Below are 22,888 nucleotides of genomic sequence, written 5' to 3' on the forward strand. Positions count from 1 at the left end.
CCCCGGCCGGTGAAGAGATGAAAAACGGTTCGTGAGCACGGGCTGCGAATCGACAGACAAGGAGCCGGCCAATGCCACAGCGCCGCGATCTTACCATAGATGAGGCCGTCCGGGATCCGATGATCCAGCTGGTCATGAAGGCAGACGGGGTCGACCCCCGCGCGTTCGAGAACATGTTGCGCTCGCTTGCCGATGGGCAGCGTCGCGAGGTGCCGTTGCTGCGTTCACGGGAAGGGTCCCGGGACGGGCGCGGCCATTTATCCAGGGTCGCCAGCGCCTTCGGGCGGGCAAGAGCGGCCGGAGAGGCGTGCGTGTCGTGGTAAACTTCTTCATCCATCGTCCGATCTTCGCCTCGGCGATCGCCATCATCATGGTGCTCGCCGGCACGATTTGTTATTTCCTGCTGCCCGTCTCGCAGTTTCCCGACATCACACCGCCGCAAGTCGTGGTCAGCGCCCACTATCCGGGCGCCAGCGCGCAAGTGGTGGCAGACACGGTGACGACGCCGCTGGAGCAGCAGATCAACGGCGTGCAAGGCATGACCTACATGTCCTCGACGAGCTCCAATGACGGCTCGTCGACCATCACCATCACCTTCGATGTCGGCTATTCCCTGAGCACGGCCGCCGTCGACGTCCAGAACCGCGTCTCGCAGGCCGCCTCGTCGCTGCCGGCGATCGTCAACCAGGGCGGCGTGACGATCAAGAAGCAGAACCCGAACTTCGTGCTCATCGTCAACCTGACCTCGCCCGACCATTCGGTCGATCCGGTGGCGCTCTCCAACCTTGCCTATCTGCAGGTGGTGGATCCGCTGAAGCGGCTGCCTGGTGTCGGCGACGTGCAGATTTTCGGCGAACGGCGTTATTCGATGCGCGTCTGGCTCGATCCGGACAAGCTCGCCAATCTCGGCATCACCGCGGTCGATGTGCAAAATGCCATCGCCGAACAGAACGTCCAGGTGGCGGCCGGCAAGATCGGCCAGTCGCCGGCGCCCGCCGGCACCGCCTTCGAGATGCAGGTCAACGCCGTCGGCCGGTTGAGCGACCCGAAGGAATTCGGCGACATCGTCGTGCGTGCCAACACCGACACCGGCTCGCTGGTGCGGCTGCGCGACGTCGCCCGTATCGAGCTTGGTGCCCTGCAATATTCGTCCTCGGCCTTTTTCGGCAAGGACCCGACCGTGGTGCTCGCCGTCTATCAGATGCCCGGCTCCAACGCGCTCGATCTGCAGCAGCGCGTCAAGGACAAGATGCAGGAACTGTCGGCCCGTTTTCCCAAGGGCGTCGATTATGCGATGCACTACGATACGACGCGCTTCGTCTCGGCCTCGATGCATGACGTGCTGATCACGCTTGGCGAAGCCCTGGTGCTCGTCGTCGCCGTGGTCTTCATCTTCCTGCAGAGCTGGCGCACGACCATCATTCCGACCATCGCCATTCCGGTGTCGCTGGTGGCGACGCTCGTCATCATGGAGATGATGGGTTTCTCGCTCAACATGCTCTCGCTGCTCGGCATGGTGCTGGCGATCGGCCTTGTCGTCGACGATGCCATCGTCGTGGTCGAGAATGTCGAACGACAGCTCGAGGCCGGACTGAAACCGCTGGCGGCGACAAAGGCCGCCATGGCCGAGGTTACAGGCCCGATCATTGCGACCACCGCCGTGCTGATGGCGGTGTTCGTGCCGGTTGCCTTCATTCCCGGTGTCTCCGGCAAGCTCTACAACCAGTTCGCGCTGACGGTGGCGATCTCCGTCGGCATCTCCGCCTTCAACTCGCTGACGCTCAGCCCGGCGCTCAGTGCAGCCTTCCTGCGCCATCGCGGCGAGACGCAATTCTTCCTGTTCCGCTGGTTCAACACGGGCTTCGACAGGCTGTCGCATGCCTATGCCCATGGCGTGCGCATCCTTATCCGGCTGCGCTGGATCATGCTTGGCCTGTTCGCCGCCGGCCTGGTCGCCACCTACTTCGTCTGGCAAAAGCTGCCCTCGACCTTCCTTCCGGTCGAGGACCAGGGCTATTTCTTCGTCGTCATCCAGCTGCCCGACGGCGCTTCGCTGGAGCGTACCGATGCGGTGGCCCAGAAGGCGCGCGACATCCTGCAGGCGACGCCAGGCGTCGACATCGTCGGCTCGATCAGCGGCCTGAACTTCCTCACCAGCGCGGCGCAGTCGAACTCGGCGGTCGAGTTCGCCATCCTCAAGCCGTGGGAGGAGCGTGGCCCCGACCAGAGCGCCTCGAAGCTCGTCGGCGACGTGCGTGGCAAGCTGATGCAGATTCCGGAGGCTTTTGCGCTCTCCTTCGATCCACCCTCCATCCCCGGCATCGGCACCACGGGCGGCTTCGAATTCGTCGTCGAGGACCTCACCGGCCGCGGCAGCACGGCCCTCAACGACGCCACGCAAGCGGTGATCGCCGAGGCCCGCAAGCAGCCTGAAATCAATCCGCAGCAGCTGTTTTCGCCGTTCTCGACCTCGACGCCGCAGTTCAACTACGATCTCGACCGCGCCAAGGCGAAGCTGCTCGGCCTCAACCTGCCCGACGTCTTCAACACGCTGCAGATCTATCTCGGCTCGCTCTACGTGAACGACTTCAACCTGTTTGGCCGCACCTTCCGGGTGACCATCCAGGCCGACAAGGATTCACGTGCCGGTGCAGCCGACATTTCACGGCTCTATGTGCGCAATGCCTCCGGCGGCATGGTGCCGCTCAGCACGTTGGGGAAACTGGTGCCGTTCGTCGGCCCGGAAACCGTGCCGCACTACAACAACAACGCCTCGGCCACCATCAATGGCGGCGCCGCTCCCGGTTATTCGTCGGGCCAGGCGGTCGCCGCCATGGAACGGGCAGCGGCGACCGCGCTGCCCAGGGATTTCGGTTTCGAATGGACCGGCATCACTTTCCAGGAGCTCAAGGCGGGGTCGATCGCGTCGGTGGTCTTTGCCCTCGCCATCGTCTTCGTCTTCCTGATCCTGGCGGCGCAGTACGAGAGCTGGGCGATGCCCTTCATGGTGCTGCTGGCGGTGCCGCTCGCCCTGTTCGGCGCGTTCGCCGCACTTTGGGTGCGCGGCATGCAGATCGACGTCTATTCGCAGATCGGCTTCGTCATGCTGATCGGCCTGGCGGCCAAGAACGCGATCCTGATCGTCGAGTTCGCAAGACGGCGGCGCGAGGAAGGCCTCAGCATCGTCGAGGCATCGATGGAGGCCGCCCGGCTGAGACTGCGGCCGATCCTGATGACCGCGTTTGCCTTCATCCTCGGCGTGGTGCCGCTGATGATCGCCACCGGCGCGGGTGCCGCCAGCCGCCAGTCCATCGGCACCACCGTGTTCGGCGGCATGGTCGCCGCGACCATCCTGTCGCTGGTGTTCGTGCCGGTCTTCTACGCGGTCATCGAACAGCTGCGCGAACGGCGCGGCGGCGACGAGCCCGCTTCTCAACACACTGAACCAACGGCCAAACCCGCCTTTCCTCCCCTGGCAGAAGCGGCCGAATAAGATTGGAGAATCATCATGCGTAAATGGAAAATCGCGTTGGGAACGGCTGTCGCGCTGGGTGCGATCTCGGTGGCCAGTGTCCACCTGCTGGACATGGGCAATCTCAGCCTGAATGCCGGCACGGCCGGGGCCGCGCCGGCTCCAGCAGCGTTCGTCATGCCGGTGCCGGTGGCGAACGTGGTCAAGAAGACGATCCCGATCTATCTCGACTATGCCGCGCGGACCGAGCCGATCCGCAGCATCACGCTGCAGGCACGCGTCCCCGGCTATTTGCAGGAACAGACGGCGCAAGACGGCGCCGACGTGCGGCAAGGCGACCTGCTCTACAGGATCTCGCCCGATGACTTCCAGGCCTCGCTCGACCAGGCGAAGGCACAGGTTCAGCGCGACACGGCGACCCTCGATTATGCACGTTCCAATCTCGGCCGCGGTACCGAACTCGCCAAGAGCGGCTACCTGGACAAGGACAGCTTCGACCAGCGCACCAGCACCTTGCGCGAGGCGCAGGCGTCGCTGGCGCTGAACCAGGCGGCTGTGCGCACGGCCGAGCTCAATTTGAGCTACGCTGAAATCCACGCGCCGTTCGCTGGACGTCTGGGCCGCAACCAGGCTTCCGTGGGAACGCTGGTCAGCGTTGCCGGCACCGTGCTCAACACGCTGGTGCAGCTCGATCCGATCTACGTCACCTTCAATCCGAGCGAGACGGATCTGGCACAGATCGAGGAAGCGCGTGCCGCCGGCCCGATCGAGGTCGAGGTCCTGCTTCCCGGTGAGACGGAGGCCCACCAGAAGGGCGAGCTCACCTTTATCGACAACACGATCGATCACTCGACCGGCACGATCACCGCACGCGCCACAATCGGCAACGCCAAGTTCACGCTCTTGCCTGGCCAGTATGTTCGCGTGCGGCTGCACGTCAAACAACAGCCCGATGCGCTGATGGTGCCGCAGGTCGCACTGGGATCAAGCCAGCTCGGCAAGTACCTCTATGTCGTCGGCAAGGGCAATACGGTCGACCAGCGGCTCGTTTCGCTGGGACCGACCAGCGGCGACATGGTCGCCATTCTCAGCGGCGTCGCTGAAGGCGACCAGGTGATCACAGGCAATCTGCAGAAGATCGGCCCCGGAATGCCGATTTCGCCCCTGCCACAGAAACCGGCTACCTGACTCCCCCGCAGGCCCGGTTTCCGCGCGGCGCCCCCGACCTTTCTCAGGTCGCGGGCGCCGTTTTCACGAGCAGGCCGACCAGAGCGGCGACATTGGCGCTGGGAGATGAAAAATCCGATCACCGGATCTTGTTAGATTGTCGACAATCTGATTGTCTCTGCTCTGTTCTCGCGGGAGTGGGCCGGATGGTGAAGACGGAATTCAGTCCGATTGCCGACACGACACGCCGTGCCGAAATCGTGGCACTGCTCAGACGCGCGATCCTGACCGGTCAGCTCGAGCCGGGCCAGAAGCTCAACGAGCTCAGGATTTCCGAACAGATGCGGGTCAGCCGCGCGCCGTTGCGCGAAGCGATGCGCGAGCTGGTGCAGGAAGGCATCCTGACCAGCATTCCCTATGCCGGCACCTTCGTCATCAATGTCACCGCCAAGGACATCGACGACGTCTATTCGCTCAACAAGGTGCTCGACGAATTCGCCATCGAGCGGACGTGGGAACTGCGCGACCAGCGCTTTTTCGATGAGCTCGAGCGGCGCCACAAGGCGGTGAAGCAGGCGACGCGCGACCGCGACACCACAAGGCAGATCGAGACCGCGCTGCAACTGCATGGCCTGATCCATGAATGGGCCGACAATTCCGTGCTCCTGGAAACCTGGCAAAGGCTGACCAGCCGTTTGCAGATGTACTTCGCCCTGCACCAGCAGGCGCGCAAGGAAGCCGTGCCCGCCGAAGACGTTCATGAAACCTATGTGGCGCTGCTCAAGGGCGACGACATGCGTGCCGCCCAGCGCCACGCACGCGAGCATATCGACCACGATTTCGAAGAGCTTCTTGCCTACGCGCGCGACCTCGAAAAGCGTTCGTCGAAAGGCGCCTGACCCTCCCCCATCGCGGATAATGGATACCCCACGTGCAAATCGAAACCATCAAAGCCTATCACGTCGTGCAGCCTTTCGTGGACGGCCCCTATCGCATGTCCAAGGGGCGTGTGGCCGACTGCTTCGACGCTGTGATCGTCGCCATCAGCTCGGACAGCGGCTTGACCGGCTGGGGCGAGATGGCGCCGCTCGGCAATTTCTACTCGCCCGCCTTCCCGGCCGGCACCCGCGCCGGCGTCCCGGAAATCGCGCCGCATCTCATTGGCCACGATCCACGTGGGCTGGCGAGCATCGGCCGGCTGATGGACACGGTGTTCAAGGGCCATCCCTACATCAAATCGGCGCTCGACATGGCCTGCTGGGATCTCGCGGCGCGTGCCGCCGGCGTGCCGCTGGTGACGCTGCTCGGCGGCAGGGAAAGCGACACTGCCGAACTCTACAAGGTCGTCACCCATGGCACGGTCGATCAAATGGCCGCACTTGCCAAGCGCATCGTCGAGGACGGTTTCCGCCGGCTCCAGGTCAAGGTCGGCGGCAATGTCCATGACGACGTCGAGCGCGTCATGGCGGTCGCCGCCTCGGTGCCGAAAGGCACTGTCATCTTCTGCGACGCCAATGCCGGGTGGACGCCATACCAGGCGCGGCAGTTCGCCGATGCGACGCGGGCGATCGACTATACGTTCGAGCAGCCCTGCACGACGATCGACGAAAACATGTCGGTGCGCCGCATGCTCGACAAGCCGATGGTGCTCGACGAATCCGTCACCTCGCTGGAGGCGATGCTGGAAATCCGTCGCCTCGGCGGGGCGGACGGGCTGACACTGAAGATCTCGCGGCTCGGCGGCGTCACCAAGACCCGGCTGATCCGTGACGTCGCCGTCGATCTCGGCTTCATGATCACGGTCGAGGATACCGGCGGCGCCGAGATCGACACATCCGCCATGGCGCATCTGTCACTGTCGACGCCGGAGGAGCGTCGGCTGCATGCGATCGCCTTCCATGAATGGGTGACGGTGCGCACCGCGTCGAACGCGCCGCCGGTCACCGGCAGCCGCATGGGTATTCCCGCCGGCCCAGGCCTTGGCATCGACGTCGTTCCAGACCTGCTCGGCAAGCCCTTCTTCGAAGTTGGACGCTGAGATGAAGATCCGCGGCATCAAGGCCACGCCGATCAATCTTCGCCTCGAAGCGCCTTATGCCTGGGTGTTCGGCGAACTCGACGGTTTTTCGCCTGTTATCGTCGAAGTCGAGACCGAGGACGGCCTTGTCGGGCTGGGCGAAGCGCCTACGCCGGCAGCGGCCGCCATCACCAATGATGTTCTTGCCCAGCGGCTGGTCGGCCGCGACGCCTTCGACATTGCCGGCGCCGAACATGTCTGCCTGCCGTTCTGGACCGGCGTGCAGTCGATCAACGACCGCACCCGCATCATGGCCTTCGGCGCCATCGAGATGGCGCTTTGGGACCTGCGCGGCAAAGCCTGGAACCAGCCGCTCTATCAGTTGCTCGGCGGGGCCGTGCGCAAGGACATCCCGTTCACCGACTACTTCTCGCTGCGCGGCGATGGGGATGGTGTCAAGGGCGAGACGACGCCGGAAGAAGTCGCCGACTATTGCGTGGAACTGCACGAGACACACGGCACGACCTTCTTCGAAGGAAAATTCTCGACCGACGACCCAAGGATCTCGCTGAGAATGGTCGAGCTGATCCGCGAAAAACTCGGCGACGATGCGATGATCCGCATCGACTCCAATCAGGCCTATTCGCTCAGCACGGCGCGGCGGCTGGCGCGGCCGCTGGAAGAGCTCGGCGTGCGCAACTGGGAGGATCCGGTGGCGACATCAGAGGAGATGCGCGAACTGCGCCGCCATTGCTCGATCCCGTTCTCGACCCACAATATCGACATCGCGCGCGCCATGGACCTCAAGGTGCCGGATGCATTCGTCGGCAACCCGACCGCGCATGGCGGCATCGGCCGGATGCTACGCTTTGTCGGCGCCTGCGAGCATGCGGGCATCGATTTCTGGTGCTACAGCGGCGACAGCGGCATCGGCAGCGCGGCCTACCTGCATCTGTGCGCGGCACTGGGCTGGATCCGGGAGCCGAACCAGTCGTTGTTTCGTATGCAACCTATGGATATCACCGAGGAGGGGCCGTTTTGCCCCAGGAACAATACGGTGCGTGTCCCGGAAGGTCCCGGTCTTGGTGTCACCTTGTCGCGGAAAAATCTCGCGGCCTGCCATCGCCACTTTGCCGAGAACGGCCCTTGCAACAAATATCATGACCCGGCCAAGCCAGGGACATATCGCCGTTTGCCGCTGAACTAGGAGAACGACACGGGAAAGGAGACGTATTTCAAGAACAAGAGTCCGCCGCCGCGATCGATGGCGACGGCAGGACCGGACGGGTGGAAGCATTGCCTCAAGAAAATCTGACCCCCGCGCCGCAAGGATCGGATGGACCAGGGAAAACCGCATGCTACAGTCCGGTCGACTGACAACGTTGATGGCCGGGACAGGAGAACTCCACGGACTTCGTCAACTGAAAAACGCATTCATCAAACCATAAGAAACAGGGGAAGGGTTAAAACCCATGATCAAGAACTACCGCATTCTCGACCTGATCCGGCGCAATCGCTCGCCGCTTGAAAATCACCTGATCGACGGCCTCGTCGACGGCCGTGTCAGCCGCCGCGACTTCATCCGCCATGGCAGCCTGCTTGGCCTGTCGCTGCCGCTGCTTGGAGGCATCACCACGGCTGCCGGCCTTGGCGGCATGCCGTCGCTGGCCCGCGCCCAGGGCGCGCCCGGCGCCACCATCCGTGTCGCCAGCAGCGTGCCGGCGGCAGCCATCGATCCCGTCACGATCGCCGACGCCGGCGGCCTGCTGATCATGCAGCAGGTTGCGGAATTCCTCTGCGTCGACGGCCCCGAGCTGGTGCTGCAGCCCGCGTTGGCCGAGAGCTGGAAGCCGAACGACAACGGCTCGGTTTGGACCTTCAAATTGCGCAAGGGCGTGAAATTCCACAGCGGCGGCGAAATGAAGGCCGAGGACGTGGTGGCGAGCATCGACCGCCTGGCCGATCCGGCAAACTCATCCAACGCGCTGTCGGTGTTCACCGGTATCCTGTCGAAGGGGGCCAGCAAGAAGGTCGACGACTACACCGTGGAATTCCACCTCGACGCGCCGAACGGCAATTTTCCCTACATGGTCTCGTCGGACAATTACAACGCCGTCATCATCCCGGCGGACTACAAGGGCGACTACGAGAAGAGCTTCGATGGCACCGGCCCGTTCAGGGTGGAGAAATACACGCCGAAGGTCGGCGCTTCCTTCGTCCGCAACGAGAACTACTGGGGAGCGAAGGCGCTGCCTGACCGTACCGAGTTCACCTTCTTTACCGACGTGCAGCCGATGATCCTGGCGCTGCAGGGTGGGCAGGTCGACGTCATCAACCAGATGCCGGTGCTGGCCGGCGTGGCCCTGCTCAACGATCCGGGCTTCGAAATCCTCAGCCTGAAGTCGTCGGCTCACCAGCAACTGCATCTGCGCTGCGACGATGGCCCGTTGAAGGATGCACGCGTGCGCCGCGCCATCGCGCTCTGCCTCGATCGCGACAAGCTCGCCGCCGGCCTGATGAAGGGACGCTCGGCGCTGGGCAATGACAGTCCATTCGCCGCGGTCTACCCCTCGACCGATACAAGCATACCGCAGCGCAAGCAGGACATCGCACAAGCCAAGCAGCTCATGGAAGCGGCCGGTGCCGGGAAGGGCTTCAAGATCACGCTGACCACCGAGCGCTATCTCGAAATCCCCGAATATGCCCAGCTCATCCAGAACTGGGTCAAGGAGATCGGCATCGAGCTCGAACTCAACATCCTCGACCAGAGCGCCTATTATGGCGACGCGGTGTTCGGCAAATCGAACTGGCTGGATTCGGTGATGGGCATCACCGACTATGGCCATCGCGGCGTGCCGAATGTTTATCTTGCCGCTCCCCTGAAGAGCGACGGCACCTGGAATGCCGCGCACTTCAAGAACAAGGACTACGACGCGCTGGCGACCAGCTATATCGCGGCGCTCGACCTCGAGGCGCAGAAGGCTGACGCCGGCAAGATCCAGAAGCTTCTGCTCGAGGAAACGCCTGTCATCTTCGGCTATTTCTACGACTACCTGACGGCGACGGCGAAGGGCGTGGCCGGCGTGCAACCGACAGCCATGTCGCAGCTGTTCCTCGAAAAGGCATCGAAGGCGTAAGCGAAAAAGGGAAAGCCAGTCCTCTAACAGCCAGCTCCCCCGGGGGCTGGCTTTGCAAGGAGTCTTAGCCATTCTCTCCTTTTTTGCGCGGCGTGTGTCCCTGTCGCTGGTGACGCTGTTCCTGCTCAGCATCATGGTGTTCCTGGGCGGCCAGGTCCTGCCTGGCAATGTCGGGCGCGCGATCCTCGGTCCGTTCGCCGACCAACGCGCGGTCGACGCGCTCAATCACACGCTCGGCGTCGATCGCCCGCTGCTCATCCAGTACTGGAGCTGGATCTCGAACTTCGTCCAGGGCGACATGGGCACCTCCTACATATTCCGCTCGCCGGTGGCGCCCTTCGTCATCGGTGCGCTTGGCAATTCGATGAAGCTGGCGGCGGTCGCCTTCGTGCTGGTGGTGCCGATCGGCATCCTCGGCGGCGTCATTGCCGCACTCAACCTCAACCGCCCGCTCGACCGCATGATCAGCCTCGGCGGCCTGTCGGTGACGGTGCTGCCGGAATTCGTCACCGGCATCATCCTGATCCTGATCTTCGGCGTGTGGCTGCGCTGGCTGCCGATCTCGGCCGCGTGGCCCAGGGATGCCGGCTTCTTCACCCAGCTCTATTACCTGATCCTCCCGTCGCTGCCGCTGTTCCTGGTGCTGTTCGGCTATATCGCGCGCATGGCGCGTTCCGGCATGATCGAGGCGCTCGATTCCGACTATACGCGAACCGCCGTGCTCAAAGGCCTGCCCTGGCGCACTGTGATCTGGCGCCATGTGCTGCGCAATGCGCTGCTGCCGACCATCACCGTCATCGCGACCCAGACCGGCTATCTCATTGGCGGCCTTGTCGTGATCGAGACGCTGTTCCGCTACCAGGGCATCGGCTCGCTGATCTTCACCGCCGCGCGCGGCAAGGATTTTCCGATGCTGGAATCCGGCATCCTCACCATCGGCATCGTCTATGCGGTGGCCACATTGATCGCCGACTTCCTCTACTCCGTGCTCAATCCGCGCATCCGCCTGGGGTCAGACCAATGAGCGCCGTCCAGACCCCCTCCCCCGCGCAGGACGACATGCGGCGCCGTGGCCCGCTGGCCGAAGTGTTTTTTTCACTGCTGCGCTCGAGAACGTTCCTTGTCGGCATCGCCATCGTGCTGTTCTGGGTTGCCTGCGCGCTGTTTGGCGAATATTTTGCCCCCTACGATCCGCTCGCCGACGACATCATCAACGCGCTGGCGCCGCCTTCGCGCGAACACTGGTTCGGCACCGACCAGATCGGCCGCGACGTGTTCTCGCGCGTCATCGTCGGTTCGCGCGATATCCTCACCGTCGCGCCCCTGGCGACCTTGCTGGCGACGGTCGCCGGCACCGCGCTCGGCCTGCTCACCGGCTATTTCCGCGGCCTCGTCGACGATGTCGTCAGCCGCATCCTTGAAGCCTTCATGGCGATCCCCGTGGTGATCGTGGCGCTGCTTGCCATCGTCGCGCTGGGCACATCCAAGACCACCGTCATCATCGTCATCGGCCTGAGCTTCGCGCCGATCATCGCACGTACCGTGCGTTCGGCGGTGCTGGCCGAGCGCGAGCTCGACTATGTCGCCGCCGCACAGCTCAGGCATGAGAGCGCGCTGCATACGATGTTCGTCGAGATCCTGCCCAACGTCATCCCGCCGATCCTGGTCGAGACCACGGTGCGGTTGGGCTACGCCATCTTTGCGGTCGCTACCCTCTCCTTCATGGGCTTTGGCATCCAGCCGCCGTCACCCGACTGGGGGCTCTCCATTTCCAGCAATTACGGCATGATCGGCGGCGGCTTCTGGTGGACGGTGCTGTTCGACGCACTCGCCATCGCCTCGCTGGTGATCGGCGTCAACCTGGCCGCCGACGGCGTGCATGGGGCCTTCAATGACTGAACCCACCAATACATCGACCGGGAAGGCAAAGGACGCGCTTGATATCAAGGATCTGTCGGTCGCCTACCGGGTCGCCGGCCGCAATCGCGCGGTGCTGCGCGATCTCAGCCTCACCATCGGTCAGGGCGAGGCCTATGGGCTGGTCGGCGAATCCGGCTGCGGCAAGTCGACTGTAGCCCTCACGGTGGTGCGCTACCTCCCGCGCAACGGCTCGATATCAGGTGGCGCCATCTCACTCGACGGCCAGGACGTGATGAAGCTCGACGCGGAGGCGCTTCGGCGCGCGCGCGCCGAAAGCGTCTCCATGGTCTATCAGGACCCGGGAAAGGCGCTAAACCCGTCGATCCGCATCGGCCGGCAATTGACCGAAATTTTCGAGCTTGGCGGCATCACGGGCCAAGCTGCCACCGATCGCGCCATCGCCATGCTGAACCGCGTGCGCATCTCCGATCCGCCAAGCGTCATGCAGCGCTATCCCCACCAGCTGTCGGGCGGCATGCAGCAGCGCGTGGCGATCGCCATGGCGCTGGCCAATGATCCCTCGATGCTGATCCTCGACGAGCCGACTACCGGCCTCGACGCGACCGTCGAGGCCGAGGTGCTCGACCTCATCGCGCAGCTCAGGCAGGAACTGTCGGCGTCGATCCTGTTCATCAGCCACAATCTCGCCGTCGTCTCCAACATGTGCGACCGGGTCGGCGTGCTCTATGCCGGCATGCTGGTCGAGGAAGGACCGACCGATGTCGTCTTCAACGATCCGCGCCACCCCTACACGGTGGCGCTGCTGCGTTGCCTGCCGCGCGGCGGCCAGCGCAAGGACCAGGGCCGGCTCGACACCATCCCTGGCTTCCTGCCCGGCATCGGCGCTGACATTAAGGGCTGCGCCTTCGCCGACCGCTGCGCGCTGGCCGCCGACCGCTGCCGCACCGAATTGCCGCCGCTCTATGATCTGACCGACGAGCGCGGGAGGCGGCTGTCGCGCTGCCACTACCACGACCAGGCGCAGGCCCTGCCACGTACCACGCCCGCCAACGTTGTGCCCGCACCGAAACCCACGACGGCGCCGGTGCTGCGCGTCGCCGGGCTGAACAAGACCTACGCCAGCCACGGCCATGCACTGCGCGCCGTCAAGGACGTTTCGCTCGATCTCAGGCCCGGCGAGACGCTCGGGCTGGTCGGCGAATCCGGCTCGGGCAAGACCACCTTCGCCAGGCTGCTGCTCGGGCTGGTGCCTCCCGATGAGGGCGGCACCATCGAGCTCGAGGGCAAGGCGCTGGCGCCGAAGCTGGAGAACCGCGGCGACGACCAGGTCAAGGCGATGCAGATCGTCTTCCAGAACCCGGACTCCGCCCTCAACCGCTCGCATTCGATCCGCCATCTGATCGGCCGTGCGCTGAAGCGGCTGGCGGGCTTGAGGGGTGCCGCACTGGAGGCACGCCTCAACGATCTCGTCCGCTCGGTGCGGCTCACCGACCGGCATCTGGCGGTCAAGCCGCGCCAGCTTTCGGGCGGGCTGAAGCAGCGCGTCGCCATTGCGCGTGCCTTCGCCGGCGATCCGCGTATCGTCGTCTGCGACGAGCCGACCTCGGCGCTCGACGTTTCCGTCCAGGCGGCGATCCTCAACCTGCTCGCCGACCTGCAGGCCAAGGAAGACGTCAGCTACATCTTTATTTCGCATGACCTTGGCGTGGTGCGTTATCTCTCCGACAAGATCGCCGTGCTCTATCTCGGCCGCATCATGGAGATCGGGCCATCGGAGGACGTTTTTTCCGGACCGCATCACCCCTATACCGAGGCGCTGCTATCGGCCGTGCCCAAGCTCGATCAGGCCGAGACGGCACGCATCCGGCTCGATGGCGAAATCCCCAGCGCCACCAACCCGCCATCGGGCTGCGTCTTCCACACGCGCTGCCCACGCAAGATCGGGCCGATCTGCGAACAGCAGGAGCCGCCGCTCGCCGAGGCCGAGCCGGGGCATTCGATCCGTTGCCACATTCCCTATGCCGAGTTGAGGCGGCTGCAGAAACCGGCGGCGGTCGCAGCCCTGCCGGCGTAAGCGGCCCGCATCGATCACGCCTGGCCGGTCATGCTGAAGGAGCGGTCCCCCTCGGCAAAGCCCCGATCACCGGTCCAGTCCCTTGCCAGTGTCCGCAATCCGGTCAACGCGACGTCGAGCACATCCGACGATGCGGGATTGCTGGGATAGGCGAGATAGATCGGCCGCTGAAACACAGGCGCATCCTCGATGCGTTTCATCTCACCGTTCTCGATGTAGCCGCTGACGGCACTGAGCGGCAGATAGGCCGCAGCTTTTTGCGACAGCACGTGCTGCAGGCCGATGAAGACCAGCCCGGCCGAGATTGCCGGCTGCACCATCCCAGCGAAGGCACGGTCGTGCTCGATGCGGAATTCGAGCCCCCAATCCATCAGGATGTAGTTTTGCGTCCACGGTCCTGGCTGTGCGGAATGCTGGACAAGCACGACCTGATCGACGGCCAGCGTCTCGTAGACGATGCCGGGATGCGGCCGCGGCAGATAGAGAATGCAGATGTCGAGCAGTCCTTCGGCCAATTGGTCGATCGCCAGGTCGGGAAAGCTTCCTTCGAGCCGCAGCGCCACGTTCGGCCGCTGGGCCCGCATCCACGCGATCCATGGCGAGGTGACGCGATCCCAAAGATAGGCGGGCGCGGTGAAGCGCAACAGCGACTCGTAACCGTCGGGAACGGCGATGTCCTGCCGCGATTGCTCCCAAGTGCGGGTGATGGAGGAGGCATGCGGCAGGAACTGCCGGCCAGCCGGCGTTAGCGTGACGCCGTCGCGATCCCTTACGAAAAGCCGGCGCCCCAACTGCTCCTCCAGCCCCCTTATCCGGGCGCTGACCGTTGACTGCGCGAGATTGAGCCGGCTGGCCGCGACGGTGAAACTGCCATGCTCGGCGACCTCCAGGAAGCTGCGCAGGTTTTCGGTATCCATGCCATCACTCCAGCATCGAAAATTTCGATGGGCCCCATCAAAAAATATCGCTTTCCGGTCGCGGTCAACAATGACCTAAATGGCCACTCTCCCGAGGGCAACGAGGAATGCAGCCATGCCAAGGCATTTCATGACGATCGACGCCGCCCGCAAAAGCCTCACGGAAATCGAAAATTCCGCTGTCGACGAGTTGCTGGCAGGCAGGCTCGACCGGCGTAATTTTCTCCGCCACGGCAGCATGCTTGGCCTGTCGCTGCCGTTGCTTGGCGGCATTTTGGGAGCGGCCGGTTTCGGCACGCGGAAGGCCCGCGCCGAGGGCAAGCCGGGCGGAACGGTGCGTGCCGGCGTGGCCACGCCCGGCGGGGCCATCGATCCCGTCACCTTCTATGACAGTGGCAGCTATCAGCTGGTTTTCCAGACCGCCGAATTCCTTTGCATCACCCAGCCGGATCTGACCTTGAAGCCGGTTCTGGCGGAAAGCTGGTCGCCCAATGCGGACGGCAGCGTCTGGACCTTCAAGCTGCGCAAGGGCGTAAAATTCCACAATGGTGAGGAATTCAAAGCCGACGACGTCGTCGCAACGTTCGACCGGCTGGCCGATCCCAACGGCGCCTCCAACGCGCTGTCGGTGTTCAAGGGCCTGTTGTCGAAGGGTGGAACCCGGAAGGTCGACGATCACACCGTCGCCTTCCATCTCGATGCGCCGAACGGCAGCTTTCCCTATTCGGTGTCGATCGACAATTACAACGCCGTCATCCTGCCGGCGAGCTACAAAGGCGATTACGAAAGGACTTTTGAGGGCACCGGGCCGTTCCGGATGGAGACCTACACGCCGAAGGTCGGCGCGACCTTCGTGCGCAATCCCGACTATTGGGGCGAGAAGGCATTGCCCGACCGGCTCGAATTCAAGTTCTACGGCGACGTGCAGCCGCGCATCCTGGCGCTGCAGGCCGGCGAGGTCGACATTCTCGACGCGGTTCCGCTCGATGTCAGCCAGGTGGTGCTGAACAGCCCCGACATCACGGTGCTGCGCGTCGCCTCGACCGCGCATCGCCAGTTGCACATGCGCTGCGACATGGCGCCCTTCACCGACAAGCGCGTGCGCCAGGCGCTGGCGCTCAGCATCGATCGGTCCAAGCTGGTCGACGGACTGTGCCGCGGCATGGCCGCGACCGGCAATGACAGCCCGTTCGCGCCGGCCTTCCCGGCCACCGACAAGTCGGTGCCGCAACGCACGCAGGATATCGCCAAGGCCAAGCAACTCATGGAGGCGGCGGGGCTTGCCGATGGTTTCGACATCACACTGACGACGTTGCGCTACTCCGATATTCCCGGCTACGCGCAGTTGTTCCAGAATTTCGCCAAGGAGATCGGCGCCCGCATCTCGCTCAACATCGAAGACCAGGACAAATATTACGGCAAGGCCGTATTCGGCCAATCGGACTGGCTGGACAGCCCGCTCGGCATCACCGACTATGCTCATCGCAGCGTGCCGAATGTGTTCCTCAAGAGCCCGCTGGTCAGCGACGGCCCCTGGAACGCGGCGCATTTCAAGAGCCCTGCCTATGACGGCATGGTCACGAGCTATCTCAAGGCGCTCGATATCGGCGCGCAGCGCGCGGCAGCCTCCGACATCCAGAAACTGCTGCTCGACGAGACACCCATCATCTTCAGCTACTTCCCCGATCTCCTGGTGCCGGTGCGCAAGAATGTCAGCGGCTTGCCGCCGATCGCCGCCGGGCTGCTGCTCGATCGGGTGTCGCTGGGGTAGATGCTGCCAAGATCATGCTCGGCAGGCAGAAGCAATATTGGACGGCTCCGTGTTTCGGGCGGTGAGGCTATCCGGCAACAGGCCCGCGACGAACGATGGGGGGCCATCGCTCCAACGGTTCGACACCGGCAAACGCCCACCGTCCGGAAGCGCTCGCCGGCCGTCGGCCCAGCCTCATATCGTCCTAACCACGCGCCGACGACAGACAGAAACAGGAGACTACCATTCGCAAGCCTCATCTGCGCGGTCGCGGACCGCATTTCCCCGTGCTCGACACTATCGAGCAGTACGAGTTCGAGCCCGGCTATGTCGCCTTCACCATGCCGTCGCTGAAGCGGCTGCGGGTCCAGGTCGGCTCGATGACCGTTGCCGACACCACCAAGGCATTGGTGTTATACGAATCCGACCATCTGCCGGTCTACTATTTCCCGATCGAGGACGTGCGCGAGGAGTTCCTGCTGCCCTCAAAGACGACGACGGAAGATCCGTACAAGGGCGTTGCCACGCACTACTCGCTCAATACAGGCATCACCTTGGTCGAAGACGGTGCATGGCGCTATCTCGATCCGGTCAGGGGTTGTCCGCCGATCGCGGGATACATGTCGTTCGTGTGGAGCAAGATGGGCCACTGGTTCGAGGAAGACGAGGAGATCTTCGTGCACGCCCGCGACCCGTTCCGCCGCGTCGACTGCCTGCCGTCGTCGCGGCGCGTCCAGGTCATCCTCGATGGCGAGCAGGTCGCCGATTCACGGCGCGGCGTGTTCCTGTTCGAAACCGGCCACCCGGTGCGCCACTATCTGCCGATCTCCGACACGCGCCTCGATATGTTCGCGCCCAGCCGTTACATCTCACGCTGCCCTTACAAGGGCATTTCCAACTATTATCACGTGACCACGCCCAAGAAACGGCACGAGAACATGGTCTGGTACTATCCGGAGCCGGTGCACGAGGCAGAACGCATCAAGGGACTGGTCTGCTTCCACCACGAACTGGTCGACAAGATCCTGGTCGATGGGGTCGAAATCTCGAAGGAAGCCACGGCCGCGTCCGACGGATATTTCTAGGCACGCCGCAGCCCGCTGAAGGCTTGATCGAGATATAGGTCAGCGCATACCCTCCTTGAGAAGGAGGGCTATCGATGGATCTTTTTAAACTGGACGGCGACGTTGCGCTGGTCACCGGGGCTGGCAGCGGCATTGGCCAGGCAATCGCGATCGGACTGGCCGAGGCAGGCGCCGATGTCGCTTGTTTTGGCCATGCGTCGAAGGGCGGGCTGGACGAAACCGCTCACCGGATCACGGCACTCGGCCGCAGGGCGCTGGTGCTGACGGGCACGGTGACGTCGGAGGGCGACCTGGCCACGGCCATCGATCGCGCCGAAGCCGAACTCGGTCCGTTGACGGTCGCCGTCAACAATGCCGGCATTGCCGGCTCCGAACCAGCGGAGACACTGGCGCTGGAAAAATGGCGGAAGGTGCACGAGGTCAATGTCGCCGGCGTGTTCCTGTCCTGCCAGGCAGAAGCGCGCAAGATGCTGGCGCGGGGCAAGGGCTCGATTATCAACATCGCCTCGATGTCGGGCACCATCGTCAATCGCGGACTGACGCAGGCGCATTACAATTCCTCGAAGGCCGCCGTCATCCACATGTCGAAGAGCCTGGCCATGGAGTGGGCCGACCGCGGCCTGCGCGTCAACGTCGTCAGCCCGGGCTACACGCTGACGCCGATGAACAAACGGCCGGAGGTGGCCGAAGAGGTGAAGATCTTCAAACGCGACACGCCGATGGGACGCATGGCGGCGCCGGAGGAAATGGTCGGGCCGACGGTTTTCCTGGCCAGCCGCGCGTCGAGCTTCGTCACCGGCCTCGACCTGATCGTCGATGGCGGCTACGTCTGCTGGTAAACAGGCCATGCGACCCGTGTCCCGCCGGCTACGCCTGCAGTCTGGAATTCTGCTTCTTCGCGGCGTTAGTCGTTGCGCGGCATGAACGTTGGTATATATATTTTCATCCTGTGAAACCGCGCTGGCGAGAAGGGGCTTGCCAGGCGATAGCCGAGAGCAATTCCGCTGGAAATGCTCGGGATCATGGGACCTTGATGGCTCGCATCTTGCAGGGCGCCGCAGGACTGACAATTGATCCGCCGACGATCGCTATCGCGGCGATCGATCGGCCATGAGACTGGCTGTCTCGGCAGCGTCCGTCATCACCGAAATCGAGCATCATCGCGCCTGTGCCAGCTTGGCCCCGACATGGCGAGAACGGTCTTGCACAACAGCCTGCCTTTCCAACACAATCAAGAAAAGACGCAACAAGGGAACGACCAATAACCGTCACAGCTTGAAGGAGAACCAAGCAATGCCATTCCGCAGTGTGATATCGAAATTCTCAGTGGGAGCTTTTGCACTTGCCGCGGCAAGTGTCCTGACGCCGACAGCGCAGGCAGCGGCGCCGGAATCCAACGACCCGATCAAGATCGCGCTGTTCGACTGGACCAGCGTCAATCTCAACGCCAAGATCCTCGGCGGCATCCTGGAAAAGCTCGGCTATACCGTCGAATACCCGACCGCCGACTATCTCTCCAGCCTGACAACCGGCCTCACCAATGGCGATATCGATGTCGGCCTGGAATTCTGGGATACGACGGCAGGCGAAGCGATGAAGGCCTCCGACGCCACGGGCCAGACCGAAAGGCTCGGCAAGCTCGGCCCGAAGGCCAAGGAGGAGTGGTGGTTTCCCGAATACATGAAGGAGAAATGTCCGACCTTGCCGGACTGGCACGCTCTGCTCGACGCCACTTGCGCGGCATCGTTCTCGACCGCCGAGACGGCGCCAAAGGGGCGCTATCTCGGCGGCCCAGTGACCTGGGAAGGGTTTGACGACGAGCGTGTCGCGGCGCTGAAGCTGCCCTTCACCGTGATCCATGCCGGCACTGATGCCGCGATGTTCGCCGAGTTGGATTCCGCCTATCAGCGCAAGGCGCCGATCATGCTGTGGATCTATTCGCCGCATTGGGCGCCTGCAAAATACAAGGGCGAATGGGTGCAATTCCCCGAATACACGCCCGAATGCTACACCGACCCGAAATGGGGCGTGAACCCGGACGCCAAATACGACTGCGGCAAGCCGCATGGCGAGATCTGGAAGTACTCCTGGAACGGCATGAAAGACAAATGGCCGGTCGCCTACAAAGTGGCCAAGGCCTACACGATCGACACCGACGAGTTGAACAAGATGAGCGGCGAGATCGATCTTGACGGCAAGACGCCGGAAGACGTCGCAGCCGCCTGGATCGCCGCTCACGAGGCAGACTGGAAAGCCTGGGCGCAGTGACCTCCGACTGGAAAGGGAGGCCCGGCTGTTGACCGGCCGGGCCTCAATTCCTGATGTTCCAGAAGGGCGACTGAATGACGGAAGCGATTGAACAGGCATCCGACGCGACGGATGCCCGCCCGATAAAACTTGCTTGCCGCAACGTCTGGAAACTGTTCGGCTCGAACGCCGCCAATTTCATCCGCGAGCGTGACGGCAAGGCCAGCATGGCGGAGGTTTCGGCGGCAGGCCTTGTCGGGGCGGTGCGCGCCGTCGACCTCGAAATCCGCCAGGGCGAGATCTTCATCATCATGGGCCTGTCCGGCTCCGGCAAGTCGACGCTGGTGCGCTGCATGTCGCGGCTGGTCGAGCCGACACATGGCAAGGTCGAATTCGAAGGCAAGGACCTGCTCAAGATTTCCGATGCCGCCCTGATCGAGCTCAGGCGCCATCGCATGGGCATGGTGTTCCAGAATTTCGCGCTGTTGCCGCATCTCAACGTGCTCGACAACATCGCCTTTCCTCTGAGTATCCAGGGACAGGATCGGACGAGACGCGAGGCGCGCGCCCGGGAAGTCATCGAACTCGTCGGTCTGCGCGGCCGCGAGCATTTCTATCCGCGCGAACTGTCGGGCGGCCAGCAGCAGCGTGTCGGCATCGCCCGCAGCCTCGCCACCAAGCCGGAGATCTGGTTTCTCGACGAGCCGTTCTCGGCGCTCGATCCGCTGATCCGCCGCGAGATGCAGGACGAGCTGATGCGGCTGCAGACCATGCTGCACAAGACCATTGTCTTCATCACCCATGATTTCGACGAGGCCATCAGGCTGGCCGACCGCATCGCCATCATGAAGGACGGCCAAGTCATCCAGATCGGCACGCCGGAGGAACTGGTGGTCAATCCGGCGACCGACTATGTCGCCGAGTTCACCCGCGACGTCGACCGCGCCAAGGTGATCTCGGCGCGCAGCCTGATGCGTAGCTGCGATGGCGCCGAGCACGGCGGCACGGTGGCGCCCGAGGCCAAGATATCGAGTTTTTCGGCCAGCATCGTTGCCGCCGGCAAACCCTTCGCCGTGATCAACGGCACCGGCATCCCAATCGGCGAAGTGACGCCGCAAGCGGTGATCGATCTTCTGGCTGGCATCGAGCGAGCCGGCGCATGACGGTAACGGCAAACGCCAGCCGGACAAGGCCGCCGATCCAACGGTGGCTGGTGACCTGGGTGCTGGCGCTTGCCGCCGTGCTGGTGATGTTCCTGCTGCAGGACAGGCTGCCATGGGCCGTCAACTACCCGGTCGAGCGGGTCGTCCCCGTCGCCGACTGGGTCAGCGCGCTGATGGGCTGGATCAAGCCGAACCTGTCCTGGCTGACGCGCTCGGTCACCGCGGTGCTCGGCGTGCCGCTCGACTTCGCGCTCAATCTCTTGGCCAAGAATTTCAAGTTCGGCCATGGCGCCGACGCTTTCGTGCTGCCGCGTTTGTCCTGGGTTGGCGTCTGCGCCGTCGCCTTCCTCGCCGGCCATGCGGCGGGAGGCAGGAAGCTCAGCCTGCTGGTTGGCGGATGTTTCCTCTACATCGCGCTGTTCGGCCAATGGACCAGTGCCATGCTGACCCTGGCGCTGATCTCGATCGCGGTGCCGTTCTGTATTCTCACCGGGCTATTCGCCGGCATCTGGGCCTGGCGCACCCCGTGGGCCGAGCGGCTTGTGGTCTCCCCAGCACTTGACCTGATGCAGACGATCCCGACCTTCGCCTATCTCATCCCGATGCTGCTGCTGTTCGGCAACAGCCCGGTCTCGGCGATGATCGCCACCGCCATCTTCGCCACGCCGCCGATGGTGCGAGCAACGATGCTGGGTCTGTCCCGGGTGCCGTCCGAGATCGACGATTTCAGCGAGATGGCAGGCTGCACGGCGCGGCAGAAATTGTGGCGCGTGCTGCTGCCGTCGGCACGGCCGACGCTGATGGTCGGCGTCAACCAGGTGATCATGCTGGCACTCAACATGGTGATCATCGCTTCGATGATCGGCGCCGGCGGCCTGGGCTACGACGTGCTTTTGGCGCTTCGCGCGCTCAAGGTCGGCGAGGCGATGGAAGCCGGCCTTGCCATCGTCGCGCTGGCCATCGCGCTCGACCGGCTGAGCCAGGCCATCGCCCATAAGCAGGCGAAGGGCAATGTCCACCAGTCCGCGAACCCGGGGTTCTGGCGCCGCTACCCCAATCTGACGCTCGCCATTGCGATTCTTGCCGTCACCACTCTGCTCGGCCTGTTCATACCCGCCTTCGCGGCCGTGCCCAAGGCGATCACCTTCACCACCGCGCCACTGTGGAAAGCGGCGGTGAACTGGGTGACGATCAACTTCTTCGATCTCATCGAAGCCTTCCGCGTGGCGCTGATCCTCAATGTGCTCAATCCGCTGCGCGCCTTCTGCGAAGGCTTCCCCTGGCTGGGCGCGGTGTTCCTGCTCGGCCTTGCCGGCTACCAGCTTTCCGGCCCGCGGCTGGCCGTCCTGGTGGCAATGCTGACCGCTTTCTGCGCGGTCACCGGCCTGTGGGAAAAGACCATGGCGACGGTCTATCTCTGCGGCATCTCCGCCTTCATCGCCTGCCTGATCGGCATTCCCATCGGCCTGATGGCAGCCCGTAGCGACCGTTTCGAAAAGATCGTCACACCCGTCATCGACACCCTGCAGGTGCTGCCGTCCTTCTGTTTCATCATCCCGGTCGTGATGCTGTTCAGGGTTGGCGACGTGACGGCGATGATTGCAACGATAGCCTTCGCCGTAGTGCCGGCGATCCGCTACACCAATCACGGCATAAGGCAGGTGCCGCCGGCACTGATCGAGGCAGCGAAAGTGTCGGGCTGCACCCCGCGCCAGACCTTTTTCCGCGTGCAACTGCCGCTGGCGCTGCCGGAGATCATGCTCGGCGTCAATCAGACCATCCTGATGGCGTTGGCAATGATCATCATCTGCGCCATGGTCGGCACGCGCGATCTCGGCCAGGAAGTGTTCATCGCGCTGTCGAAAGCCGATTCCGGCCGCGGCATCGTCGCCGGCCTCGCCATCGCCTTCATCGGCATCGTCGCCGACCGGCTGTTCAATGCCTGGACGGCCAAGGCGCGGGCAAGGCTGGGGTAGCG

At 63.7% G+C, this 22,888-nt stretch carries 16 protein-coding genes; 15 read left to right on the plus strand and 1 reads right to left on the minus strand.

What is annotated here, in order from left to right:
- The first annotated feature begins 316 nt into the window (after nt 1–316).
- The 9 genes from LB555_RS16885 to LB555_RS16925 all read left to right on the plus strand — a co-directional run bounded on the left by LB555_RS16885 (nt 317) and on the right by LB555_RS16925 (nt 13,748).
- On the plus strand, nt 317–3,493 hold the full coding sequence (locus tag LB555_RS16885) for an efflux RND transporter permease subunit (RefSeq protein WP_140617599.1): 3,177 nt from the start codon (nt 317–319) through the stop codon (nt 3,491–3,493).
- Between the two features lie 15 nt (nt 3,494–3,508).
- A complete protein-coding gene (locus LB555_RS16890; RefSeq protein ID WP_015318882.1) occupies nt 3,509–4,660 on the plus strand; it encodes an efflux RND transporter periplasmic adaptor subunit in 1,152 nt (383 codons plus the stop codon).
- A gap of 185 nt (nt 4,661–4,845) precedes the next feature.
- Nucleotides 4,846–5,538, plus strand: coding sequence for a GntR family transcriptional regulator (locus tag LB555_RS16895; protein ID WP_224683306.1), 693 nt, complete (start codon nt 4,846–4,848; stop codon nt 5,536–5,538).
- A 32-nt stretch (nt 5,539–5,570) separates the two neighbouring features.
- The gene (locus LB555_RS16900; protein ID WP_224683307.1) at nt 5,571–6,677 is read left to right on the plus strand and encodes a mandelate racemase/muconate lactonizing enzyme family protein; all 1,107 of its coding nucleotides are present in this window, start codon (nt 5,571–5,573) and stop codon (nt 6,675–6,677) included.
- Nucleotide 6,678: 1 nt separating this feature from the next.
- On the plus strand, nt 6,679–7,863 hold the full coding sequence (locus LB555_RS16905) for a mandelate racemase/muconate lactonizing enzyme family protein (RefSeq protein ID WP_224683308.1): 1,185 nt from the start codon (nt 6,679–6,681) through the stop codon (nt 7,861–7,863).
- 265 nt (nt 7,864–8,128) lie between these two features.
- Entirely contained in the window at nt 8,129–9,793 is a 1,665-nt protein-coding gene (locus tag LB555_RS16910; RefSeq protein WP_224683309.1) for an ABC transporter substrate-binding protein, read from the plus strand.
- Between the two features lie 70 nt (nt 9,794–9,863).
- The gene (locus LB555_RS16915) at nt 9,864–10,817 is read left to right on the plus strand and encodes an ABC transporter permease (RefSeq protein ID WP_140788123.1); all 954 of its coding nucleotides are present in this window, start codon (nt 9,864–9,866) and stop codon (nt 10,815–10,817) included.
- A complete protein-coding gene (locus tag LB555_RS16920; protein ID WP_224683310.1) occupies nt 10,814–11,692 on the plus strand; it encodes an ABC transporter permease in 879 nt (292 codons plus the stop codon). Before LB555_RS16915 ends, LB555_RS16920 begins: the two co-directional genes overlap by 4 nt.
- Entirely contained in the window at nt 11,685–13,748 is a 2,064-nt protein-coding gene (locus tag LB555_RS16925) for an ABC transporter ATP-binding protein (RefSeq protein WP_224683311.1), read from the plus strand. Before LB555_RS16920 ends, LB555_RS16925 begins: the two co-directional genes overlap by 8 nt.
- Before the next feature lie 14 nt (nt 13,749–13,762).
- Here LB555_RS16925 and LB555_RS16930 read toward each other — a convergent pair whose 3' ends face one another.
- Nucleotides 13,763–14,665, minus strand: a complete 903-nt coding sequence (locus LB555_RS16930; RefSeq protein ID WP_140823366.1) for a LysR family transcriptional regulator — start codon at nt 14,663–14,665, stop codon at nt 13,763–13,765.
- 115 nt (nt 14,666–14,780) lie between these two features.
- On the opposite strand from LB555_RS16930, the gene LB555_RS16935 reads away from it, so the two are divergent.
- The 6 genes from LB555_RS16935 to LB555_RS16960 all read left to right on the plus strand — a co-directional run bounded on the left by LB555_RS16935 (nt 14,781) and on the right by LB555_RS16960 (nt 22,886).
- Entirely contained in the window at nt 14,781–16,436 is a 1,656-nt protein-coding gene (locus LB555_RS16935) for an ABC transporter substrate-binding protein (protein WP_224683312.1), read from the plus strand.
- Between the two features lie 266 nt (nt 16,437–16,702).
- Nucleotides 16,703–17,500: a DUF427 domain-containing protein gene (locus LB555_RS16940; protein WP_224683313.1), complete on the plus strand. Its 798-nt coding sequence runs from the start codon at nt 16,703–16,705 to the stop codon at nt 17,498–17,500.
- 74 nt (nt 17,501–17,574) lie between these two features.
- The gene (locus LB555_RS16945) at nt 17,575–18,339 is read left to right on the plus strand and encodes an SDR family oxidoreductase (RefSeq protein WP_140715102.1); all 765 of its coding nucleotides are present in this window, start codon (nt 17,575–17,577) and stop codon (nt 18,337–18,339) included.
- Between the two features lie 454 nt (nt 18,340–18,793).
- On the plus strand, nt 18,794–19,768 hold the full coding sequence (locus tag LB555_RS16950; RefSeq protein WP_015318897.1) for an ABC transporter substrate-binding protein: 975 nt from the start codon (nt 18,794–18,796) through the stop codon (nt 19,766–19,768).
- Nucleotides 19,769–19,842: 74 nt separating this feature from the next.
- Nucleotides 19,843–20,910: a glycine betaine/L-proline ABC transporter ATP-binding protein gene (locus LB555_RS16955; protein ID WP_015318898.1), complete on the plus strand. Its 1,068-nt coding sequence runs from the start codon at nt 19,843–19,845 to the stop codon at nt 20,908–20,910.
- Nucleotides 20,907–22,886: an ABC transporter permease gene (locus tag LB555_RS16960; protein WP_015318899.1), complete on the plus strand. Its 1,980-nt coding sequence runs from the start codon at nt 20,907–20,909 to the stop codon at nt 22,884–22,886. Before LB555_RS16955 ends, LB555_RS16960 begins: the two co-directional genes overlap by 4 nt.
- The last annotated feature ends 2 nt before the right edge of the window (nt 22,887–22,888 follow it).

The organism is Mesorhizobium sp. BR-1-1-10 (genome assembly GCF_020165595.1).
Classification (GTDB): Bacteria; Pseudomonadota; Alphaproteobacteria; order Rhizobiales; family Rhizobiaceae; genus Mesorhizobium; species Mesorhizobium australicum.